Here is a 23,209-nt window from a genome sequence, read left to right on the forward strand (position 1 = left end):
AATACTACACTCCTAACATTTGTTCTATTTTACTTGCGAGCTCTAATAACTCTAAGGTTTCCTTTTCATCAGTAGTCTCCTCATCATAGGCATACCTTTTTATTTCTTCATCTACTATATAAGTCAATGTCTTAATATTTTCTTCTTTAAGCTTTTCTAAATCTATTTGAACGCTCAGAACTGTTTCGTTACACCATTGATCTAAAGCCTTCTTTATCTTTGATTTAAGCTTGCCTTTCCAAGTATTATAATCAATTATAATAGTGGCAAGTTCAATAATTACCATAGCCGCTGATGTTATTGCCTTTAAGGATGTTGCTCCTATTTTGCTTAAAGTTCGTTTTAAAGCATTGTGAGTTTCACGTTTAAAGGTCTTTCCAAAGATGTCACCAACAACTTTTAAAGTATGGGAAGCTGCATTAGCAACTCCTGCACCAGCTCCTCCTGCTCCACCAAAATTAGCAAAATATCTTAACAGTCCGCCTTCAACTATTCTATTCCCTACTTTTTTCCCAAATCCTCTTTTTGCAAGGTCTGCTGCAGTGGAAAAACATATTGATACTTCCTTATCAAACTCTATAATTTGTGTATTGAGATAATCATTTATCTTTTCATTTAAATCATTTAATTCTATTTCTAGATACCTTTTTACCCCAAGAGTTTCCTGCTGAACAGAAAAGGGAAGAAGGTGATTATTAACATAAGGAATCATCTCTTCCATGCTCATTTTACCTACAGATTCTATTGAATTATATATATTATTTTCAGCGCAATCTCTGGATTTTAAGAATTCTTTTTCAACATTCTCTTTAAGTTTATCAAATGTTGGAATAACTAACTCTGGTATTAACTTTAGTACGTTTTCAGCAAATTGCTTGGAACTATTTCTTATTTGATCTTTAACGGATTTTGATAGCTTAATATTTTCATATCGCTTTTCCACCTCACATTGGCACTTATAGAACAGATCCAAAATGAAACCATTAAAGGCACTATCAAGGGCTTTCTGTCTTTCAATTGAGTTAATTGATTTTTCTACATAGTTCCAAAGCTCCGTAGCTCCTGGCATTGGATAATCCTCTTCGTTTTCTACACTCTCTGTCTCTACTAAAAAAGCTGGAATATCTTGATGTAAGATATCCTTAGTATAATTTATAATTTCAACTATTCTTCTATCAGCTTTACTTATGTTTCTAGGACAACGATTGATTAATAAAATAATCTCCACATCATCTCTAATAAGTTCTTTTAAGAATCCTAGAAAGGCATAATCATTCTCCTGTATTCCGATTCTAAAATTAACGGTATAAATAATAACATCACTATTAGGTATAAATTCTTTAAGTATTTCCTCATGTTCTTTTATAATAGATCCATAACCTGGTGTATCAAAAAGGCGCATGTTTTCAAGATTGAATTGAGTTGATTTAGTAACCAATTTAACCCTCTCAAGCTCGCTATCAGGCTCTTTTAGTAAATCATTAAATAAGTCCTGATCTATTCTTTCAATGGTGGCATCTTTATTTATTGCATAAAACTGGTTTTCTTCAATGCCTGCCTTAAATTCTACCTCAGTTATAACACCAGTGGACGGCGCAGAACTTACATATAAAACATTTTCTTGTATAAGCCCATTTATAAGTGTAGACTTACCGCTACTAGTTTCTCCAAGCATCATAACATAGCTATCTATATTAGTTATTCTATTTTTTAGAAACCTTGATAATATACTCAACTTTTCATCTTGAAGCTTTTCAACAAGAGAATTTACTAATTGATACTTCTCCATTATGGTATTATTCATTTAATAATATCTCCATTTCTTCAATGTACTCTTTATCTGTACTTAATTCTTCAATACTATAATTTGATTTAAATGTGTCTTTACATTTTTCAATATTCTTAAGCTTAATTTCTTCAAAAGCCTTCTTACGATCAGTAAGATAATTATCTAGGCTTTCTTTAACTTGACTTGAAATATTCTCAAAGGAATTTATTAGTTCTTCTTTTATAAGCTTACCAACTTCATCAATAACCTGTTCAAGTTGAAGCTTTGTATTTGACGCTCTTTTAGCCGTTATAGCTTTCTTTGATTTATTTCCTACCAAAGTAAACACTACGCCTACAACAGCACCTGCTAAAGCTCCTATAGCAGTTCCTAGAGGACCTCCAAGTGTTCCAAGTAAGGCACCCTCTTGTATTGCAACAAAAATCGCTCCACCAGCAATTGCTCCTGCTATGTCAAAGCCGGCTTTTATTCCCTTCTCAAACTTGAAAGCTTGTCCGTTATTAAAGTTTAATGCATTAATTGACATATCATTTTCTAACTTTACAATATTAGATATTTCCTCTAATAACTCTGAAATCTCATAAATAATGTTTTGTGTAAAATCAAAATAATCATTTAACACTTCAGAAAAGTACTGCTGTTGATAATCAGTAAAAGTGTCAGTTAACAGTTGACCATCTACAACACCACTATCTACAACTCTAAAAACCTCACTTCTTATGTTTTCCACACATTTTTTAGCTTGCTTCTTTACGAAGGTGCTGACCTCATCTTCCTTTTCATCTAAGAAATCTTCAATTTCTTCGATTTGAGCCTGTAACTTTTTAGTATTTACTTTAAAGTCTTCTTCTTCCTTATCACAAGCATTTCTTAATTCTTCCTCAGTAAAACTTGCTTCTCTAAGGTTATTATCAATATCTCTTTTACAAGAATTAATCATTAAAGCTACCTTGGACTTTAAGTTTTTGCTTTCATTTTCCTTCCAATTTTTTACTGTATGATCCAGTCTCTCAATAAGTTGAAAAATATTAGAATTCCCTACTAATGTATCATCCTTATTTACCATTCCAGAAATTGCATCATATGCATTAACAACAATTATTTCATCATTAAATGGAGCATTGATAGACTTTGCTATTTCTCTCAAAACCTTTGTGTTAAATTCAACTGATTCACGTACTTCACGCTTGCTCTCGCCAAAATTGTTCTGCACAAATATAGCTGACGCAAATTGTCTCCACACGCCTTTAATAAATATCTCTTCTGAACGTCTTATTGTTGGAGTGGTAGGTATAACAAATATAGCTGTGCATAGATTTTTGATATATCTCATAGTAGTGTCTTGATTTGCAGCAGTAAGACTTCCTACACCTGGCAAGTCAACTATAGTTATCCCACCTTTTAACAAGTCAACGTTGCGATATAAAACAATATGAGAAACATTTTTTTCATTACCAGGATTGTACTCATTGTCAACGTATTTATTTAAATCATCCCTAGTATATATTTCAACCTCAGAAGATGAATCTTTGAAATATACAATAGCCTTTTCTTCTTTACCATACTTTACTTCAACAGGAACACAGGTAGTTTCATCTGCCTCATTAGGCAAAATATTTTCTGCTAATATTGAGTTTATAAGGGTACTCTTCCCCATCCCCTGCATACCTAACACAGGAATGATTACTTCTCTTAAATTTAGATTTTTTGATATATTTTCTAAAGTATCGCCCATTTGCTGCTCACCTGAGTATTTATTAAGAATCGAAAGCAGCTTACTATTTTCAGTAATAGTCTTAATATCCATTAAATTCCCACCTTACTCTTCAGTTCTTTTTTGATTTTTAAGTATCTGCTTTAGCAGTTTATTATTTTCCTTTGCAAGATCATATGTCTCATCTATCTTTTCGTTTAGCTCTCTTAAAAGACGGCTATGTTCAGAAACTGTATTTATAATATCATCAGTAATACCAGATTGAATTTCCTTCATGATTCCCTTTGTTGCCTCATCTACCTGAAGAAGAATTGATTTTTCAGACCCCTTCACACTATTCTTAACTTTATTATTGTAAGCTCTATCTTTATTAGTTTTTTTATCAGTTAATCCTCTATTAGTTTCACTCATTTTCTTCCTCCAATTAGTTAGCGGCTCTTATTATATTTGCTATTTGCTTATCAATAACTTCATCTCTCAAATAGCTAAAGTTACCTTGAATCTTCTTAAGTATCTCTGTTTCTTCTATCATTATATTGTTCTGCCCACTTTGAGCTTCAATAATGGCAAGATTATAAATAGGGTTTTCATGATTTATAAATATCATAGAAGGATGCTGTATATTGAGGTTCTTCGTAAGCAACATCATATTACCTATAGCCTCAGGTATACCTCCACCATTGATAATTTCCGTAAAATCTTGTATTACAAAAACAAGAAAATCCTTGTTTGATAGACTATTACATATTCCACTTCTATGTATTTGGGTCTGAGCAGAACCATACTGAGTTGTATTAGTTAGTATGTAAACATTCTTCTCCTGCTCCTCCTTCATTACATTTTCAACATCATCTTCAGAAGGATTGAAGTAAAAATTATACCTATCTACTTTAATAAATCGCCTATTTGCAATCATAGTGATTTGCCTTTGTGTTATACTTATACCTAAAAATCTCTTTGCGAAAGCTGTCATGCAGCTCAAATCCCATCCAAAGATATAAGAATCCCTATCTAATGCATTATGCTTATCTAATAGTAGCGATGTAGTACTTATAAATATAGAATTCGAAACTTTCTCAGCAAGCTTTGCAATATTGTATGCACTCTTATTAAATGCTGCTTTTTCAAGAGAAATACTAATCTCAGCATCAGATACCTTCATCTTTTTCTTGTCACTACCTTTGTTATTATCTCTAATAAGATCTAATAATTTTCCAAGACTAAATGTTGCTTCTCTAAGTTTTTCTTCTTTTATGGCAGTGTGCTTTCTTTGCTCGAAAGCTCTTCGCCTATTTTCTATGATCTCCAATATATTATCTATAGGGACCTTAGTTTTTTTCGTCCATGAACTTATTTCTTTAATGTAACTTTTCTTAGCACGTAATATATATGCCTCGATCTCTTTCTTTGTTCCGGCATGATCAATAACTGTTACAGTATCCGGAATATATTCATATCCCCAATCCTTATCAAAAAGCTTTCCAAATAAGCGCTTCACTCCTGAACCAAAGCTACTCTTTGGAACTTTTCTATAAGTAACATCTGTTCTTTTCTTTAAATCCAATTGAGGCATGCTTGGAAGCCCATTGAGACTTATAATGTCACGTGACGGTATATTTAGTTTTTCTGATATTTCCTTTAAATAAAAATTGAATTTAGATATTTCATTAAGCATCTGTTTTTCACAGTTTTTTACCAATTCTTTTATTTTAGTAATATCAGATTCTGAAAACTGCTCTTTTTGACTAAATTGAACCATATTCATAAAATCATTCTTTATCAAAGCTAGCTTATTTGGCTTACTATCCAATAAATTTAGCAATCCAGAAAGACGACTTTCTGTTTCATTAGCTTTTCTTATGACCTCGTCATCGAGACCTTCGTATTCAAACTTAGTATCAACCAAGGAAATTTCTCCACTAAGATCTTCTTCTGCGTCTGATATAAGCTTTTTTGTCCTCTCAACTATAGAATTAATCCTTGCGTATTCTATATTTGGTCTTTCTATTTGTATAGTGTCCAAAACTTCTTGTATAAAAATATTATAATTTGAACTTTGTAGAAGCTTCTCCTGTTCTTCCTTTCCTTTTGCTTCCTCACATCTAGCCCTCAAAGCTTGAGCTGCTGAGATTTGAACTATCCTAACACTGCCCTTATTTTCAATCTTAGAATTGTTCACAATCCTTTGTACTCTTTTCTTATGTTCAGTTGCAACTTGCTGAACATTTTTTGTACCATCAATACTTGGCTTTAGCGAATCAAGCATATTTTGAACTATTATTAGTGGGCATTTATACTTAGCTATTACATCTAACACTGACTTCATCTTCTCATCACTATTTGTTTTTAACGTAGTCACAAAAATGCAAACGTCTATATTAGGTAATAGCACCTCTAATGTTAGTTGTTCATGATTTTGTAATCCATAGGCATCTAGCCCTGGGCTATCAACCAAAAGAACATCACTTCCCAAATCAAAAGTCGGAGTTGATAGTTCTAGTTGCTCTACCTGCTCCTTATTTTCACTGTTATAATTCTCATCACTGTATCTTTTTATATTTTCTGGTGTCAGTAATTGATTTGATAAAACAATTTTCTTTTTTTCTTTGCCTTTAAAAAATACCGTTGCTTTCTTTTCGTCACTTCTTAAACAGGTTACCAGTTGACTAGAGGATGGTCTCACTGCCATAGACAAAAGTTTGTCCCCTAATATTGAATTAATCATAGTAGATTTCCCACTACTAGTAACACCTATTACACCAACACGTATTTTATCTGATCCCCATTTCTCTCTGCTTTGCTTAAACCCAGCTATATCTGAGTCATATCTTTCTAACAAACTTTCATCCCTAGATAGTATCTGTATAACACTATCAACCAATTTAATTCCTTCCATGTTGCTCACTCTCTATACTGTTATATTAATGCACCCATTCATATTTTCAAATTGAAACGGTACATCTTTAATTAATTTTATTTTTACGACAAACATCAATAAATAAATCAAAAATTTGATATGTACTAACTTATGTCTATAAGAAATATAACACCATACTTGTTTAAAACTCAATGTATTCTACAAAAGCTTACATACAGGAAAAATTTTTAGAAACTATTTTAAATTGAATTAAAACTTTGTGTTTGTGATATTCCACATTTTGGTTGTCACAATCATTGACTTTATGTTATTTTGTATTTTAACACTGGTTTTTCGAGTACAAAAGCTGCATTTCGTTTACAAATATTCAATTGTAAGTTTCAAACATTGCTTTGTAAGACGCTTGGGAAAACCTTGAATTATTTATTTGGGCAGGAATAAAAATGGAAAGGAACAAATTTCTATTTTAAACATATCTATTGTAGAGCTTTCGTATCTTTATATCTCCACTACACTCAAACCATAATCCTCTAGCACGCTATCTATATACTTAAAATCTTCATTGCTTTCAAACTCCATCCAACAGATTACATTTCTATCAGTTTTATAATCAATGATCTTGCCATTAATCTCTTCTTTAAAATCAGTCCATCCCCAAAGATGCATATTGCCTTCAACCTTATATCTCACAAAATCACCTCTATTATAGCTATCGCAAGGTAAAAGCTTACCAATCTCTATGTTGTTTATATTTTTGAAAGTAAATATTAAGGCGCCATAGTTGATCATTCATCACAATTCTTCATCAGATAATGAAATCTATACTAGATTTATAATCAGTTACGTCAAAACAAATAACAAAAGGCAGCTTTATATATTAAGTTCTACATAAAGCTACCTTCTAGATTTTTATATTATAATTTTTTGTTTACAGAGTTATGGTTACTTCATCTCCATCTGCTGATGTAACTTCAACCAGTTTTAACCCTCTATAACCTCTTAGATATTTTATGCTCTTTGCAAGCTCATCAAAATCTATACAATCAATTATGTCCCTTTGCTGCTGATTAAGATGCTTTCCAGACTTTTCTATAGCATAAGACGCTATCCTACAACCGAAACTTGCGATACTTAAGGGTACGGGAATAAAAAATTTTCTACCATGTTTTTCTCTAATATAAATTCTCATCACATCGATTCCCTTCTGCATTCTTTTTTCTGCACAGAAAAACTACTAATACCTGTGCATTTAATGCTTCTATTCAACACTTATCTCAACGCTGTCCCCTTTTTCGCTTTTTACATCTACAATTTTACCATCTAGTCCATCACTTACAGCCTGAAGAATAGCCTGAATATCTATATCCTCCATACCTTCTACACCTTCTATTTTAGGTATTCTCTTAATAGCGCCACCTATAGTTCTTATAAACTTAACTGGTACATTTATATTTACGTTATCTCCATGTTGTGAATTAACTCTTATCTTCAGCATTTTATCAGCGTTAATTATTGCAGGAACAGTACTTTTGGAAGCATATAAAACATCTATTAACTCTCCTGCTTTCTGTGCATCAATTTTTCCTTCTTCAAGCATCTTTAAAACTTTCATAATCTCATCATTCATTTTGTACAATCCCCTTTAAAATTATTTTTTCAATAAATTTATCGCTTGTTCTGCTGTAATTTCTCCTTTTTCAAGTTTATCAATCACTTCAGAACTATTATCTTCCTTCTCTTTAATAGGTGCATAACCTAGTGAAACAATTAAATCTTCAATTTTACTTCGAACTGTAGGATAAGATATTCCAAGTTCCTTTTCAACATCTTTAATATTACCTCTACATTTTATAAAAACTTCTGCAAATGTTAACTGTTCCGTAGTAAGGTAAGAAAACTTAGAAAGTTCAAAATCATTTTCAATAACAGTATTGCATTTTTTACACTTTAACTTTGTAACCGTAAGCTTTGAACTGCATACAGGGCATCGAGTTAATACTTTATAAGCCATACAAATCACTCTCCATAGTTTCATTATACTACCATTATTGATAATTTCAATATATTTATTAATTTATTTTATATATTTTTATTTTTATATTAATTATATCAATTTAAACATTAATTATATTAATTCAAATATTAATTTCATTGATAATCATATCAATTTAATGTTTATATAGATATTCCAGTTCCATGAATGTAAACGTGTTAAAAACATTTTTATCACTAATTGTATTTTATTTGATTTAAATGGTTCCAATGTGGAAGCTTGCAGAAAATTAAGCTGAAGGTGCGCACTAGATATTACTATAAAAAAAGCCTTATATTATGTATTAAATAAATGTTGTTACTGCCACATAAAAGGACAATCTATAAAATGCCAACATTTATTTAATACATAAGCTAATATGATAAAAATATACACACAGGTTACAACCTCTAAGATATCATCATTTGAGTAATTAGATTTATTTCATTTACTCTAATTGGAGCATACTGGATTTAAAAATTAGGCGCTGTTAAAGCACCGTGTTGAAATTGATTGGTTAATCATCCGACGCTTTAATGAGCTTACGCAGAGAATTAATATGATTTTGTCATATTCCATGGCTAAAACTGTAAACTCACTACGTTCGAACAGTACAGTTTTTTAACGCCATTCCATCTGAAAAAAACACTTAATTCTAGTTGCTCGCTCATATAGCGTCTCCTGTATAACCAATCAATTTCAACAATATTCTTAAACATAGCCAAAAATTAAAATGATACAACTATATCTTGGTATCTATATTCACCTAGAGTTCTATATAGTTAATTATGTAATTTTAAATAATTAAGTTAGAATGTGAAAATAAGACGACGTAACTTGTGAAATTTAAAATATGAATAATGTTCTTTGAGAATTGAATAATGCTTTGAAAAAAATATTTTAAAATACTCTAATACTCTAAGGTCTACAGTTTTCTTAGAGTTAATTGGTGTAATATGGTATAATAAATGATAATTAAGACAGATTTGTAAAAAATTGAGAAGTAATGAAAGATACTATTCAATTCATAAAATAATTAATAGAGAAGAGGTGCGTTATGATAAAAATTGATGATTCCAACAGACATTATTTAAAGAAACTTTGTTCCTGCAGGAAAGATGATATTATGTTGTTATGGTTTCTTGAAGGCAATCCCTACTGTGATGCATGGGTGGACGATGTAGTACATCCAGAAGAAGCTGTTATTATTGCAGCAGATTTTTGCTACCTTCTGGGTGAGGTAAAACACCTTGATGAAATTGAACAGACATTAAAGGAGAATGCTCTATATAAGATTATTATTCCATGTGGACTGCAGTGGGTTAAATATTTGAATGAACACCTACCCGATAAAGTTCGCTGCTACAAGAGGTATGCAATAAAGCATGAGCCCAATGTTTTTGATAAGAATAATTTAAAACAATTAATTAAGAAAGTTAATCCAGTATATGAAATTAAGCAAATTGATGATGTTATATACAAGGAAGTTCTAAGTATAGGTTGGGCTGCTGATGGATGCTGTTTTTTTAGGTCATATGAGGATTTCAAGAAAAATGGTCTGGGGTATGTTATATACAAGGATAGACAACTTGTTTGCATTGCATCCTCGTATATTACATACAAAAGTACCATTGGAATAACGATAGGAACCTTGGAAGAACATAGAAGAATGGGACTTGCTGCAGCCTGTGCTGCTAGCTTAATTTTGACTTGTCTTGAGAGAGGTATTTACCCTGAATGGGAGGCCGCAAATATGGATTCAGTAAATTTGTCGGAAAAATTGGGTTACCATTTTGATAAGGAATTTGAAGTCTATTCGCTTTTATAAAAAGAATTAAGTATAAAGTTAAAATAATATATTATTAATTCGTAATTTTCTAATTTTACGTCACATAAATAAAAACAAATGATAAATTAAAACACTGCATTATTCATAATCGTGTTTTGCAGTGTTTTTACGTCGCAATACAAGAGAATTACGAATTAGCTTTAGATTTTGCATACCAAGTTATTGGTATAAAATACCCTATTATTGGTGAAATTCCATAGCCCATTAAGGGGACTGGAAAGTTACCAATAAATGTAGAAGTTAAAATTATTATAAAATATATTCCTACACATATAGAAGTCAATTTAAAGTTTTTTGGTGGAAATAATATTATTACTTTATTGATTTTCCAATTTTCTTATCTTGTCTCCACTGAGGAGCAGTTCCATCATCACCCCAATATTCATCTAAACTCACTATCTTTTCTCCACAAAACCTAATAAAAGAAGTAGCATGAACCGATATACTTTTATCTGAAAGCCACAATTTTGTAACTGAAATAGCCAAATCATTTATTATTTCAATTCTCTCAACCTCTCCAAACCACTTACTAGGGTATTCACAGTTTGTAATTATATATTCTTCAGGAGTAAAACTTTCGTTTGTATTATGCCAATTGATTATTGCATTTGACTCGAAATATGTTTGAAGTTTTATATCATTCTGTTCAATAACAGCTTCCCAAAAACTCAATACTCTTTTTTTAATATCCATATACATTTCCCCCTTATGATCACATTCACCTTGTATTAACTTTTTTTGTAAAACTAAATGTGCTAACCATTCATCCCATATGTTCAATCTTTTAAGCTTAAGTTTCTAATAATTCTTCTTAACATCTAAATCTCCACAACCCTACATCCTCCTCATTTTATTTAGTAATATTATTTTGCATATATTTCTGAGTCCAAGGACAATTTATCAAACATTTTAAACAGCCATCACAATGGTAAACATCAACTATCAAATCCCTATTCATACCTGGTTTCCAAGTAGAGCCATGGATAACACCTGTAGGACATATATCCTTGCATACAGTACATTCACCACATTTAGGCATTATTATTGACTGATTTTCAATAGGTATGGGCGCATTTGTTAATACGGTACACATGCACAATGCACTTCCGTATTCTTTGGTAACTAATAAATTGCTTTTCCCAATCCATCCTAATCCAGCTAACATGGCAATTTTTTTATGTGGAAGTGAAGTAGTTTTCGTAGTTTCATCAAAAAATCCATGTATAAGATTTCTTTCCGATTGTGCAAAGGCTTTGTATCCTTTTGCAATAATAAAATCAGCAGTCCATTCTGCAAGTTCATCAGCAAGGTGTTCCTTCACTCCAAACTCAGAGTGATCCGATATATTCTCTTTTGATAGCCGAAAAATATAACCTGGACTTAGATTTATTCCTATCAAAATAGCAACCCCGTATCCCATATTTTCTTTTGATGAGAGCATTGATATATCAACAGTCTTTATAAAATTAATACCACGTTTATTTAATTCAGTAATTAACTCATTCAACAAATATATCCCTCCTATTGTACAGGTATAAAATAGCTTGTAGTTAGCATCTTTTTGCTCATATGACACAACTTAATATGATGCTTTATTCCTTTTATCTTAAAGCTTTGGAAGAATATCACTCCACATTGCACGCAGGATATCCTTATGGTTGATTTCATTATGGGATGTAACAGTAATAACTGCATTGTAATCAGTTAAAACCACACACAATTGACCATACATGCCGTCTGCTCGATAAGTGTTCGGTGGTGTACATTTCCAAACCTGATATCCATAACCGCCTCTTGTTTCAGCATCATTTTTGGATGTAGTATCCACCCAATCAGAATGCATGAGGTTTACATAATGAGCAGGAACGATTTGTTTATCCTTATATATGCCATTTTGTAGTAACGTTATTCCAATGCGAGAAAACTCTTCAGTTGTCAGATACAAACCTCCTGAGCAAGATGTATGTCCATGTTGGCAGGTATTCCATTGAGGATTTACAATTTCCAACATATCAAACATGCGAGGCTTTAAATACTCCAGCATTATTTTACCGCTCACTTTTTCTACAAGCCGACCAAGCATGTAAGAACATAAATCCTCATAATAGAAATCAGAGCCAGCTTCTTTTTTCATCTCAGCGATAAAGAAAAGCTCAGCTCTATCTTTAGAATTATATTGACTAAAATCCTCAATCATATGTCCAGAGCTCATCTGCAACAAATGTCTAATAGTAATTTTTTCAGAACCTGAATAGGCGATATCCTTGTATTCTGGAAAAAAATCCAGCACATAATCTGACAATCGTAAACGACCTTCGTTTTCTGCTATGCCAATTCCGACAGAAGCGAAGGTTTTTGATGCGGAATAAAGATTTTCTCTATCATTACTTCGGAATCGATATTCATCCAGCGTTTTTCCGCTTTGATAAATATGAATGCCATATACCCCCAAATTTTTTTCAATTACAGAAAGTCGAAAATCCGATAACAACCCCATTTACCCCCCCCCCATTTTGTCTATTCGATACTTAAGCTATCATTAATGTTAGATAATATTACTCTGGTCAATAGCCACTAACTCGTCATAAACTGCTATCATTCAATAGTTTGTATTTGTATGGATGAACCACTTCGTAATAAAGTTTAGACAAATATTGGTTGTCTATTCTTCAATTTCTTTATAATAGTGCAACCAGACTATATTAGGCCCCCACCAACTTCTTCTTTAACTTCATTACTTCACAATCCTTTAACCCAATCTTAGAAAAGTACTCCTCCACTGAATTATATTTTTCAAGGAACATGTCCAAAAACTTTTCCATATGCTCCATTTTAGGAGTAATAATATTTATATCTACATTCTTATTGCTTTTACAGTACTGCTGTAACATAGAATTTAAGTATACTTGTGAAATCTGATAATCAGCCAAAATATCCGTTTTAGAAACTCCTGCTAAGAGCAGTAATAAAGCTGAAACCACTCCTGTTCTATCTTTGCCAGCGGTACAATGATAAAGAATGCCACCTTTAGCTTTTGAAAATAATCTCATGGTATTTAATATAGTGTTTTGCTCGTCCACAATTTCAAAGTAAGAAAGAGGAACTTCTTCTACACATTTAGGTAAATATCCATCACCATAGATTTTTGAATGATAGTACTCAAAATCATTATGATCTCTCAAAGCACAAGGTTTATTTTCAGTCTCCTCATCACTTCTTAGATCAACAATTGTTGTTATATTATTTGATAATAACATCTGTATATCTTCATCTGACAACTTATGTGGCACATCACTACGAATAAAAGTCTTGTATGCTGTTGCTCTTCCGTAATCTATTGGATACCCACCTAAGTCACGGGTATTAAGAGTGCTGCTTAATAAAAATCTACGCATTAATTCACTTCCTTATATAAATCTTTTTCAAATAAACTATAGTATGTCCATAAATAATCCCCTGGTTCTTTTTTTGCAATCCTCATCTTTTGCTTTTAACTTAAATTTCTGGTATAAAATAACTTGCCCTATAGTTTTTTATCAAGTTATCTCCCCCAACTTGCGGGCCATGCATCTTCTTCAAATCTATTCCAACATATAATAAGTTTCTCAAACTTTAATACAAACTGTACACCACTACCATCATAATTCAACCCAATAAATTTATATTGAAGCATATTTTCAATCGATGTATCTATTTTTACTTGAAGAATTTCCATATCTTTAGTTAGCGTATTGAATTCAGATTCCATTATAATCCCATCATCTGAAACATTAGTCACTTTCTTTTCATTAACATTAGAACCATCAGATGCAAAAGACTTTTGTACAGTACACTTTTCGAAAATTATTGCTGCTTTACCTGTACGCTTTGACCTATTAAAATAGTTTAGTGGATGAGAAAAAAGAACATTAATATTATCGAACTTTAATTTCACTTTATCGTTTAGTAGTATGCCTTCATCTATTACACAATCATGAAGTGCAATATGTTCAAAAGCATTTAACGATATATATTTATAAAACAAAAATAATCCTCCTATAACAACACAACTTTATAGCTATATAACTATCTATTTCCTGCTGAGAACTCTTCTCCAGGATTTATATCTATAACTACTCTTTTGGGCTCAAGCAAAGAAATTTCGTGTTGACATCTCCATTTATCGTTAACTGTAAGTCCCTCAATAGTCTCACCATCATTTATAACATCACCATTTTTGAAAATATAATCACCATATGTATATAGTATGTTAGCAATTTTATTTACATCAATATTTTTAAAATGACATTGTAAATCAGGTAACCCCAGTGCACCTAACCCAATAGTATCCATTAAAGTTTCATTCTCAGTACCTTCAATGTTAAATAATCTCACATTAAGGGCTCCAAACATCAAATTATAATCTTCATTTTCTGGAGCATTTTCTTTATAATTCTCAGGATCTATGATTTGTTGTGTTAAGTGCCAGTTAATAGCTAAACAAGGTACAACCTCCAATAATGAATATAGAGTCTTCTGAAATAATTCTAATCTAATAGTATAGTCTAAGCCTGATGCCATCATATCTGTAACAAGAATTGTATAAGCAGTCTTTTGTACAGCAGATCTAGCATCCTTCCAGCCCCAAGACTGATAAAATGACATTTCTAGGTTTTCCATATCTATCTTTTTGTCAGTTATCATTACTGCTATCTGTGCTGGCCCTTGTCCATCTGAGTATTGAACTACATGATCTTTAAAAGTAAATAATATTAATTTATCTTCATTTGCTACTAATTCAACGTTACCACAGCGCCACCTTAACTTGCGCAGTATTTCGTCAACTGGTATTTGTGGTTCCTTTTCCGTAAAAATTTCAACACCATATGTACGTGCAAAACAATCTGGTAAAGTGTCTTCATCCTTTTTATTTTTCTTAGTTTTCCAAAACATAATTAAATCCCTCTCCTTTATTTATTACATAAATATTTTCTCCACAAAACATAATCAATGAATACTCATCACCTTCATCATTTCAAATAATGCAGGAGATATAGAAGTCATTAAAATCTGAATACCTGTTGCTAAATCTAAAACTGCGTGACCTATCATCAACGGTTGGAGTTTTCTCTTTTTATAATAAATGATTCCCAATACGGACATTAAAGGCAAAAATGACAAAAATCTAAACATGATATGTTTCCAATCAAATAGTAAAGGTATAAAACTATGCTGAAGTGCATAGAAAAACATTGGATACACAATTGCTAATATTTTATTACCTGTAACTTTTTCAATCCCATTTAATGCATACCCAAAATATAAAGGTAGTTCAGCAAACACTACTGTTAACGGCAAAAGTATAACGTTTATTATAGCAATCCAAACAGGAACAGGTTGTACCATTGTTACTGGAACATAACCATAAATCATAAATCCGAATCCATACATTCCACCCATTCCTAATATAAGCATTATCATTACAATCAACAATGTATACTTTAGATCGTTTTGACCCTTTTGATACCCAATTAATTTTCTATATGAATATCCTTCACTTTTGCAAATTGCAACTAATACAACAATAGTAATAATATTGCAAACTGTACATATTACTGACCACCACTTACTTGCTTGTTCTAATGATTTATTGGTTACTATTGCAAATAACACTCCAACTATAATAAATAAGATGCTTCTGAATAACGGTAATATAAATGGATACTTTTTCTGCATAAAATCAGCCCCTCACAGTTAACCAATGTTAACCATATCTATTTTTTGGTTTTAAGAACTACTTTATTAATTTCAAATAGTTATGTACATTCGAAACATATATCTTCTTCCATCCTACAAATCCAAATACCATATAAGCTGAACTTCATCTCTAATATCCATAGCTTTATAGTAGGCATATTCGTCTAACTTTCCTAATACCGCTCCATGTTTATGATAAAATCTACAAGCTGGTACATTGTTATTTTGGCATTCTATCTTCATTTGTTTGAAACCCTTTGATTTAGACCAGCTAACAGCTTTTGTAAATAGCTCTGTTCCTATCCCCTGCTTTTTATATCTATCATCAACTCTTATATCCCATAACACAGTCATATCAGCTCTGCCATCAAGCATATTAACATTCTCTGTTTTTGAAGCAATGGTAGCTGCACCTATAGGTAATTCATAATCAAAAGCCATGAAAAATGCCCAGTTTGTGATATCAAAATCCTTAGTATATTCTGTAGCCTTTTCATATTTTCCTAAATCTTTGATATGTTCTTTAACTGGAACTTCTTTTAGCAAAATTCCGCCTAATCCGTTATCAACCTTTTCTAATCTCAATATACTTTCTACGTGAACAAGCATGGGGATTTTATCATATTCTTCAAAATAAGATTCATCAATTTCTCTATAAGTGATCATCTATGTTGTATCTCCTTTAATATTTCAAAAAAGTTTGTTTTACTCTTTAGTTTTGAGTTCTTCTTCAGAAAAATAACCTACCTGAGTAAAATCCGTGATTTATCATTAAAATTAAATAAGTTATTTTCCAACATTATTTGTTAAACACATAATAATTGTACCATAATATTACAAAACATTGTAATTGGAAACATAGCTGAGCAAATGGATATTTCATAAGAAAATATGCCGAAGAAGTTTAAAATAATCTTGGCTACATCATCCTATTGGAGCCATAAAATATTAGGTGCAATAAAGCGCACAAATCTAATAGTACAATCTTATACCGACACTAAACTGAAGGATTTTAGAATAAGACAAGCAATTTATGTGCAAATCACATTAAATATTTGAATATCCATAATTATATAATATATAATCAAATAACGACATAGTTGTAAAATACTGTTTAATGGTATGAATGCTGATAATGCTTCTTTTGATTTTTACTTTGCACAGTAGATTATCAAGGTAACATACACTATATGTTATTAATTAAAAGATACAATGGTCTTGTGAAGCTTATTAAAAAGGAGATTAAATAATTGGGGGAATAAAAATGGAAAATGAAATCCTAAGGTTTTATCATGAGTTTAATAATGAAAGTGAACGTTTAAAATCAAATTCTGGTAGAGTGGAATACATTACTACAATGACTTATTTGAATAAAGTTATCCCCAAAAATAGCAGCGTTTTGGATGCATGTGCTGGGTCTGGCAAATATGCATTTGCACTTGCTAAAGAAGGACACAGTATTGTGGCAGGAGATTTAGTTGATGTTAATGTTAATATGATCCGTGAACAACAGAAGGACACGCCATTGCTTAATGATATTTATGAAGGCAATATTTTAGACTTATCACGTTTTAAAGATGAAAGCTTCGATGTTGTACTGAATTTTGGGTCTTATTATCATATATGTGATGATATGAAACGTAAGGAAAGTATATCCGAAAGTTTGAGAGTGCTGAAGAAGGGTGGAATTTATGCATTAGCATATATCAATAGGTATGCTAATTTTTACGGACATGCCGAAGAAATGTTGTTAAACTTTGATATGTTTGAGTATTATATGCATAACGGGCATTTAGAAAACTCTAATCTTTTTTATGCTTCATCACCAGAAATGGTTGAAAATGAAATGAGAAATTTTAAACTTAAGCAATTATATAATGTTGCTTCTGATGGGCCATTGTTTTGCATGCGAGATACTCTTAATAAAATGCCAGAAGATACTTTTGCCAGATATGTGAGAATGCATTTAAGTATATGTGAAAACAGAACTATACTTGGAACAAGCGAGCATGGCTTATTTATAGGAAGAAAATAAGAAACTTAAAGATGATAATGATATTCTTTAAGGCTAATTTGCTTCAACATAAATGCTAATAAAGCAACATATGTCATAACACATAATAGTTTGCAATTGTAAAAAAGTGCGAATTGAGGACTACAAATATAAGGTGGTGTAAAACATGAAAGTAAGAAAAACTGTTAAAGAGGATATAGACCTACTCATAAAGATTCGTATGGAATACCTGTTTGCAGAAAAAGGTGTATCTTCTTCGGAAGAGGTGCAAGATATTAGAACGAAGTTAGAAGAATATTTTACTAAGCATCTTAACAAGGGATTTATTGCTATCATTGCCGAAAATGAAAATGAAGTATTAGCAACTGCATTTATGTCAATCGTGGAAAGACCTCCCTTAATAGCGTTTTCATCATATCTTGTCGGTACGGTATACAATGTTTTTACATACCCTCAACATAGAGGAAAAGGAATTGCGACGAAAGTTATGACTGAACTTTTATCAGAAGCAAAGCTATTAGGAGTTGCCGCAGTTGATTTAATGGCCACTGAAAAAGGAAAACCATTATATAAAAATCTTGGATTTCGGGTATCAAATTATACATCAATGAATAAGTTCCTCTAACTCCTGTAAAAAAGTATAATCGGATGTTGTTTTACTTCATATTTTTCTTAAAGAACTAACCCTATGTCGTTTAGAAATTAATAATCAAACTTTGCTCCACCATATTATATACTAAAAATAGTTCACAAATTAATCACTAAAGTGAACCATCTAATCTAATTAGACTACCAGTTAATAAAGATGAACCACTTCACTCTAAAATCTATTTTAAAAAACGCCTCTAGGTTTTAGAGGAATTTTTTTTAATACAAGTTTGAGTATGAAGTGGTTCATCTATGCTTAATATTAAGAAATGTTATATTATAAATTCTTTTTCAGATAATAACGTTTATGTTCAACTGGGCAATCATCTAGTACACCAAAAACTTCATATCCATGCTTTAGGTAAAAATCTTTTGCTTGAAAATCAAAGGTATCTAAGTGGCTCAATTTACACCCCTTTTCTTTTGCTATGTTTTCAACTTCCTTCAAAAGTACAGAACCATACCCTTCTTTTCTATACTCTGCTTTAACCCATAAAACATCTACATAAAGACAATTCCAGCAATATAACACACTATTTATTCCTGCCATTACCTCTCCATTTGATGCTTTTATTACTCTATTAATTGGAATAAACGATGGTTCTTGAGTAAAAACAACTTTGGAATTATTGTATTCAACTATGCCATCATCAACTAATCCACACTGTTCCCTTGTACTTTCTTCGATAACGTAATCTGCCATAATTTTTCTCCCCCATTATTTATAGATTTCATACATCCTATCCTATTATTATATACTGATAAATATAAACCAAAACTACCATTAAATACTTAATTTTAATTACAAGTGGTACATCCATATACCCAATCTCAAACCTCAATTTACCCATTTACCACTATTATTATTTCCTCTACTCCTTATATTCTTCTCTCCCACATTCAATTCCGCGAACTTCTGATATTGTCCTAACCATACTAGTTTTGTGGTACCTACTTGTCCATTTCTGTTTTTGCCTATAATTACTTCCGTTATGTTTTTGTCTGTCTTCTGTATCTGGGTAATAGTATTCATCTCTGTATAAAAGCATGATTATATCTGCATCCTGTTCTATTGATCCCGAATCTCTTAAATCCCCTAATTGTGGTCTATGATCTGCCCTTTTTTCTGGTGCTCTAGAAAGCTGGGATAAGGCAATTACTGTTATATCCAGTTCCTTTGCCATATTTTTAAGGGCTGCAGAAATCTTACTAACCTCCTGCTCTCTAAGATATACTTTTTCACTTAGCTTAATGCATTGAAGATAATCGATTATTACTACATCTAACCCCTGCTTTAGCTTCAGCCTTTTACATTTTGCCTTTATTTCGCTTACGTCTAATTCTCCAGAATCGTTTATTTTTATATTCTTCCCAGCAAGTCTAGCCGAGGCCTTTGTTAGTTCTACCCATTCGTCGTCATTCATTGCTCCCTTATTTACTTTAGAAAACTCAAGTAGAGCTTCTGATGCCTGAAGCCTATAAGACAATTGTTGTTCACTCATCTCTAAGCTGAATATGGCTACCTTTGCATCATTCCCAATATTGTTAGCTAGGTTTATTGCAAAAGCAGTTTTGCCCATAGATGGTCTTGCTGCTATTACAATAAAATCCGATCTTTTAAGCCCGTCGGTGCATCTATCTAGATTCTTAAAACCTGTTGAAATCCCCACAATTCCACCACCTTTCAGGTAGTTTTTCTCAATATTTTTCAAAGCAACTTCAATACATTCTCCTATAGATACAAAGTCTTTAGATTTATTACTAGCTATATTAAACATAGACTCCTCTGCTTTATTAATAATGTCTTTAACGTCTACCTTATCCTCATAAGCCTCTTTTAACATTTCCTGAGCAGATAATATAAACTTTCTCTTTGAAGATTTATCTTTTACTATTTCAGCATAATGAATTAAATTTCTAGTGTTTAATATCCCACCTTTAAGTTCAACCAAGTAGCTTGCTCCTCCAGCTGAAGCTAGCATATCCATTGCTTTCAGGTTTTCTATAGCAGTTATGATATCTATACTCTTATCCCTTTTGTACATTGAAGTTAGACAAGAAAATATGGCTTTGTGACATGGGATATAGAAATCATTTTTATCTAACAGTCCTATCAACTCGTCCATATTACCACTTTCTAATATACAGCCAAGCACTGCTTGTTCAGCTTCTTTAGAGCTTGGCATAGCTTTTAAAATATCCATCTTTACTCCTCCTAATCAAGCAATCTATACATTCCAGCGTTGCCTGTGCTTATCTGCTCAACCCTCGAATTAATAAGCTTTTCTTTATTAGTGCGTATATTTTCATTTAGGTACCCTTCAAACTTATTTCCAAACAAAGTTTCAGGTCTTAAAAATCTTTCCATATCGGTATCTTTCCAATGCAAAACCTTATTGTCTATAACTTTATAAAAATCTTTTAATTCAAAACCTTCTTTAATCCTCGCCTTAATATTTTTAATAGTCAAAGCAGTAGTATGCCGAAAGCTAGTATTTGCCTTTGAGTTAAGGTAATCTATAATCTCCTTCGTAAGATTCTCTTTTCTCATATTTTCCTCATTTTTCTTTGTATCTTGATTATTTTTAATAGAAGGATTTATAGTAGAAGGATTATTTGGTACGGATTTACATCCTGTAGCCTCAGGATAATTATCCGTACCCTCTAAGGATTTGTATCCGACAATAGACTGGTTTTCATCCGATAGGTTATTAGAATTATCTAGGCTGTTTGCTTCAATATTAGAATTGTTTTCGTTATTTTTCACTGCATTATCAGCTTCTTTTTCATAGCCTGATATAAGATTAATATAATTTTCTCCCAAGGTATAATATGAATAAGTCCCACAATTTTTTATTGTCTTATGCTTCAATATATTAGCTTTCACAAGCTTTCTTAATCTTCTATAAATACTATCTTCATTATTAAGATTTAAGATAGGATACTCTTCACAGATTCCTTCATACTTAACCCAATAGTAGATTTCGTCATCTATGATTTCCTTCCTCATTCTATTCGTACCTTTAAAATCAATAAAATATCTTAGTATAACTGCATCTTTCATATCAAGCCCAAAATCAATTAGATTAGCTTGATCAAAACCCATAACTACATACTTCATCTTTATCCTCCAAAAATTTTATTAATAATTATTAAGCTTAGACTATCTTAAAAAATATTGCTGAAATATCATCTAATTTTAAATAAAACGTTTTATTTGTTAAACTTCCTTCATTATATCCAATTATTTTACATCTATGTTGATATCTTGCAAAATGTAAAAAACTTTTAAGAATATGTTGTTTTTGTAACATTAACAGCACAAATCAATTGATGTTTAGTTAACACATTATACAAAAAATGGTATAATAAATTTTATTGAACTAGACTTTTTAACTTATAAACTACGACTAATTTGAGGTGATTCGATGGTATTTAGCAATTTACATTATGCAGATGATATATTAAGAGAGAACATACAAGGTTTAGCTAAGAACTATAAAATTGAGCTTAACACTTTAAGCAAAATGCTAGGAGTGGATTATACCTGGCTAAAAGATTTTATGGATAGAAAAGTTCACTTAAATATTCACTTTTTCAATAAAATGCATTTAAGTGAGAATTATAAAGATACTGATAATAGTCTGCATACCCCTAACCCCCTATGATTTTCACATGTTATCTCTATGTTATACGATGGCATAGATACCATAAGTGAAGATAGTAGAGTTAAAGCAATTATAGATTTATTAACTATGGATTATGATATGAGCTATGAGAGTATTGCTTTATATTCAAGTATTAGCTTAAGTGATGTTGAAAACTTTATGAAGGATACTTCTTCAATCTCTTTTGAGAAAAAGTATAAGTTAGCTGTAGCCGCTATATTCCTACACTTTCTTTTAAAAAAGGAACCTAATTATGATTTTACTAACAACATGAAATAAATTTGCCAGGAGGTCTTTAGATGGATATTAATATGATTACTTGGGCTGTTATGCTCTTTTTTATAATTTGGGGAGCTGTTAGATTAGCAATTAGTCCCTTGATTGATAAACAATATGAACCTTATAAAGAAAGTGATGATTTAGTTAAGTTACGTGATATGGACGTACTTAGTGATTCTGAGCTACAAGAAATACTAGAGCTTTATCAAAAGAATGACCTAAAAAATAAAAATTATGAGCAATATGAAAATTATTCAAGTGCTTTAAAAGAATTGAAAGAGATTGGATATTTATCTGAGGAACAGTATTCTAGTAAAATGACTGTACTTAATGATTACTTCAAGATTCAATAAAGTGTGTATAAATAGCGCTTAAAAACTACTTAAATATTATCATTAAATTAAGAAGCTAATTGTGATTAGTTTCAAAGTAAGATAAAAAGCTTATCTAGATCCTTAATCTACTTCAAGGTTTGCATAAAATTAGATCGAAGGTATGCACTAGATATTACTATTTAAAAAGCCTTATATTATGTATTAAATAAATGTTGTTACTGAAATATAAGAGGACAAGCCATAAACTACCAACATTTATTTAATACA

At 31.3% G+C, this 23,209-nt stretch carries 23 protein-coding genes and 2 pseudogenes; 5 read left to right on the forward strand and 20 right to left on the reverse strand.

Annotation, left to right across the window (positions count from 1 at the left end; genetic code table 11):
- Positions 1-4: 4 nt before the first annotated feature.
- The 8 genes from OCU55_RS09980 to OCU55_RS10015 all read right to left on the reverse strand — a co-directional run bounded on the left by OCU55_RS09980 (position 5) and on the right by OCU55_RS10015 (position 8,392).
- Positions 5-1,804, reverse strand: a complete 1,800-nt coding sequence (locus OCU55_RS09980) for a dynamin family protein (protein WP_261852158.1) — start codon at positions 1,802-1,804, stop codon at positions 5-7.
- Positions 1,797-3,596 (reverse strand): dynamin family protein, encoded by a 1,800-nt coding sequence (locus tag OCU55_RS09985; RefSeq protein WP_261852159.1) that lies wholly within the window; start codon positions 3,594-3,596, stop codon positions 1,797-1,799. The genes OCU55_RS09980 and OCU55_RS09985 overlap by 8 nt, the downstream gene beginning before the upstream one ends.
- Positions 3,597-3,608: 12 nt before the next feature.
- Complete coding sequence (locus tag OCU55_RS09990; protein ID WP_261852160.1) at positions 3,609-3,914, reverse strand: hypothetical protein; 306 nt, start codon at positions 3,912-3,914, stop codon at positions 3,609-3,611.
- A gap of 13 nt (positions 3,915-3,927) precedes the next feature.
- A complete protein-coding gene (locus OCU55_RS09995) occupies positions 3,928-6,399 on the reverse strand; it encodes a dynamin family protein (RefSeq protein ID WP_261852161.1) in 2,472 nt (823 codons plus the stop codon).
- 480 nt (positions 6,400-6,879) lie between these two features.
- Positions 6,880-7,170, reverse strand: coding sequence for a hypothetical protein (locus OCU55_RS10000; protein WP_261852162.1), 291 nt, complete (start codon positions 7,168-7,170; stop codon positions 6,880-6,882).
- A gap of 139 nt (positions 7,171-7,309) precedes the next feature.
- Positions 7,310-7,573: a hypothetical protein gene (locus OCU55_RS10005; RefSeq protein ID WP_261852163.1), complete on the reverse strand. Its 264-nt coding sequence runs from the start codon at positions 7,571-7,573 to the stop codon at positions 7,310-7,312.
- A gap of 66 nt (positions 7,574-7,639) precedes the next feature.
- Positions 7,640-8,008, reverse strand: a complete 369-nt coding sequence (locus OCU55_RS10010; RefSeq protein ID WP_261852164.1) for an SHOCT-like domain-containing protein — start codon at positions 8,006-8,008, stop codon at positions 7,640-7,642.
- 21 nt (positions 8,009-8,029) lie between these two features.
- On the reverse strand, positions 8,030-8,392 hold the full coding sequence (locus OCU55_RS10015) for a DUF2089 domain-containing protein (protein WP_261852165.1): 363 nt from the start codon (positions 8,390-8,392) through the stop codon (positions 8,030-8,032).
- A 1,078-nt stretch (positions 8,393-9,470) separates the two neighbouring features.
- Here OCU55_RS10015 and OCU55_RS10020 point away from each other — a divergent pair.
- Positions 9,471-10,241, forward strand: coding sequence for a GNAT family N-acetyltransferase (locus tag OCU55_RS10020; RefSeq protein ID WP_261852166.1), 771 nt, complete (start codon positions 9,471-9,473; stop codon positions 10,239-10,241).
- A 333-nt stretch (positions 10,242-10,574) separates the two neighbouring features.
- On the opposite strand, the gene OCU55_RS10030 is transcribed toward OCU55_RS10020, so the two are convergent.
- The 8 genes from OCU55_RS10030 to OCU55_RS10065 all read right to left on the reverse strand — a co-directional run bounded on the left by OCU55_RS10030 (position 10,575) and on the right by OCU55_RS10065 (position 16,664).
- Complete coding sequence (locus OCU55_RS10030) at positions 10,575-10,955, reverse strand: nuclear transport factor 2 family protein (protein WP_261852167.1); 381 nt, start codon at positions 10,953-10,955, stop codon at positions 10,575-10,577.
- 157 nt (positions 10,956-11,112) lie between these two features.
- Positions 11,113-11,772, reverse strand: a complete 660-nt coding sequence (locus tag OCU55_RS10035; RefSeq protein WP_261852168.1) for an epoxyqueuosine reductase — start codon at positions 11,770-11,772, stop codon at positions 11,113-11,115.
- Positions 11,773-11,868: 96 nt separating this feature from the next.
- Positions 11,869-12,759 carry a serine hydrolase domain-containing protein gene (locus OCU55_RS10040; protein ID WP_261852169.1) on the reverse strand — a complete coding sequence of 297 codons (891 nt, stop codon included), beginning with the start codon at positions 12,757-12,759 and terminating at the stop codon, positions 11,869-11,871.
- Between the two features lie 205 nt (positions 12,760-12,964).
- Positions 12,965-13,657, reverse strand: a complete 693-nt coding sequence (locus OCU55_RS10045; RefSeq protein WP_261852170.1) for a tyrosine-protein phosphatase — start codon at positions 13,655-13,657, stop codon at positions 12,965-12,967.
- 146 nt (positions 13,658-13,803) lie between these two features.
- Positions 13,804-14,286: a hypothetical protein gene (locus tag OCU55_RS10050; protein WP_261852171.1), complete on the reverse strand. Its 483-nt coding sequence runs from the start codon at positions 14,284-14,286 to the stop codon at positions 13,804-13,806.
- A gap of 41 nt (positions 14,287-14,327) precedes the next feature.
- On the reverse strand, positions 14,328-15,194 hold the full coding sequence (locus tag OCU55_RS10055; RefSeq protein WP_261852172.1) for a DUF4261 domain-containing protein: 867 nt from the start codon (positions 15,192-15,194) through the stop codon (positions 14,328-14,330).
- 54 nt (positions 15,195-15,248) lie between these two features.
- A complete protein-coding gene (locus tag OCU55_RS10060; protein ID WP_261852173.1) occupies positions 15,249-15,977 on the reverse strand; it encodes a CPBP family glutamic-type intramembrane protease in 729 nt (242 codons plus the stop codon).
- 114 nt (positions 15,978-16,091) lie between these two features.
- On the reverse strand, positions 16,092-16,664 hold the full coding sequence (locus OCU55_RS10065) for a GNAT family N-acetyltransferase (RefSeq protein ID WP_261852174.1): 573 nt from the start codon (positions 16,662-16,664) through the stop codon (positions 16,092-16,094).
- Between the two features lie 598 nt (positions 16,665-17,262).
- Here OCU55_RS10065 and OCU55_RS10070 point away from each other — a divergent pair.
- Both OCU55_RS10070 and OCU55_RS10075 read left to right on the forward strand, forming a co-directional pair.
- Positions 17,263-18,033: a class I SAM-dependent methyltransferase gene (locus tag OCU55_RS10070; protein WP_261852175.1), complete on the forward strand. Its 771-nt coding sequence runs from the start codon at positions 17,263-17,265 to the stop codon at positions 18,031-18,033.
- Positions 18,034-18,178: 145 nt separating this feature from the next.
- Positions 18,179-18,637: a GNAT family N-acetyltransferase gene (locus tag OCU55_RS10075; protein ID WP_261852176.1), complete on the forward strand. Its 459-nt coding sequence runs from the start codon at positions 18,179-18,181 to the stop codon at positions 18,635-18,637.
- Positions 18,638-18,937: 300 nt separating this feature from the next.
- Here the strand turns inward: OCU55_RS10075 and OCU55_RS10080 are convergent, their stop codons facing one another.
- The 4 genes and pseudogenes from OCU55_RS10080 to OCU55_RS10090 all read right to left on the reverse strand — a co-directional run bounded on the left by OCU55_RS10080 (position 18,938) and on the right by OCU55_RS10090 (position 21,781).
- A complete protein-coding gene (locus OCU55_RS10080; protein ID WP_261852177.1) occupies positions 18,938-19,363 on the reverse strand; it encodes a GNAT family N-acetyltransferase in 426 nt (141 codons plus the stop codon).
- Between the two features lie 135 nt (positions 19,364-19,498).
- Positions 19,499-19,693, reverse strand: a complete 195-nt coding sequence (locus OCU55_RS23975; RefSeq protein WP_345795590.1) for a DnaB-like helicase C-terminal domain-containing protein — start codon at positions 19,691-19,693, stop codon at positions 19,499-19,501.
- 22 nt (positions 19,694-19,715) lie between these two features.
- Positions 19,716-20,864, reverse strand: a pseudogene (gene dnaB / locus OCU55_RS10085) (replicative DNA helicase); the annotation flags it as partial.
- A gap of 11 nt (positions 20,865-20,875) precedes the next feature.
- On the reverse strand, positions 20,876-21,781 hold the full coding sequence (locus OCU55_RS10090) for a conserved phage C-terminal domain-containing protein (RefSeq protein ID WP_261852179.1): 906 nt from the start codon (positions 21,779-21,781) through the stop codon (positions 20,876-20,878).
- 307 nt (positions 21,782-22,088) lie between these two features.
- Between OCU55_RS10090 and OCU55_RS23980 the strand changes: the two are divergent.
- Both OCU55_RS23980 and OCU55_RS10105 read left to right on the forward strand, forming a co-directional pair.
- Positions 22,089-22,607 (forward strand): annotated as a pseudogene (locus OCU55_RS23980) (HTH domain-containing protein).
- Positions 22,608-22,627: 20 nt separating this feature from the next.
- A complete protein-coding gene (locus tag OCU55_RS10105) occupies positions 22,628-22,960 on the forward strand; it encodes a hypothetical protein (protein WP_261852182.1) in 333 nt (110 codons plus the stop codon).
- The last annotated feature ends 249 nt before the right edge of the window (positions 22,961-23,209 follow it).

The sequence above is a fragment of the Clostridium folliculivorans genome (assembly GCF_024341905.1).
In the GTDB taxonomy this organism is placed as follows: Bacteria; Bacillota; Clostridia; order Clostridiales; family Clostridiaceae; genus Clostridium_AR; species Clostridium_AR folliculivorans.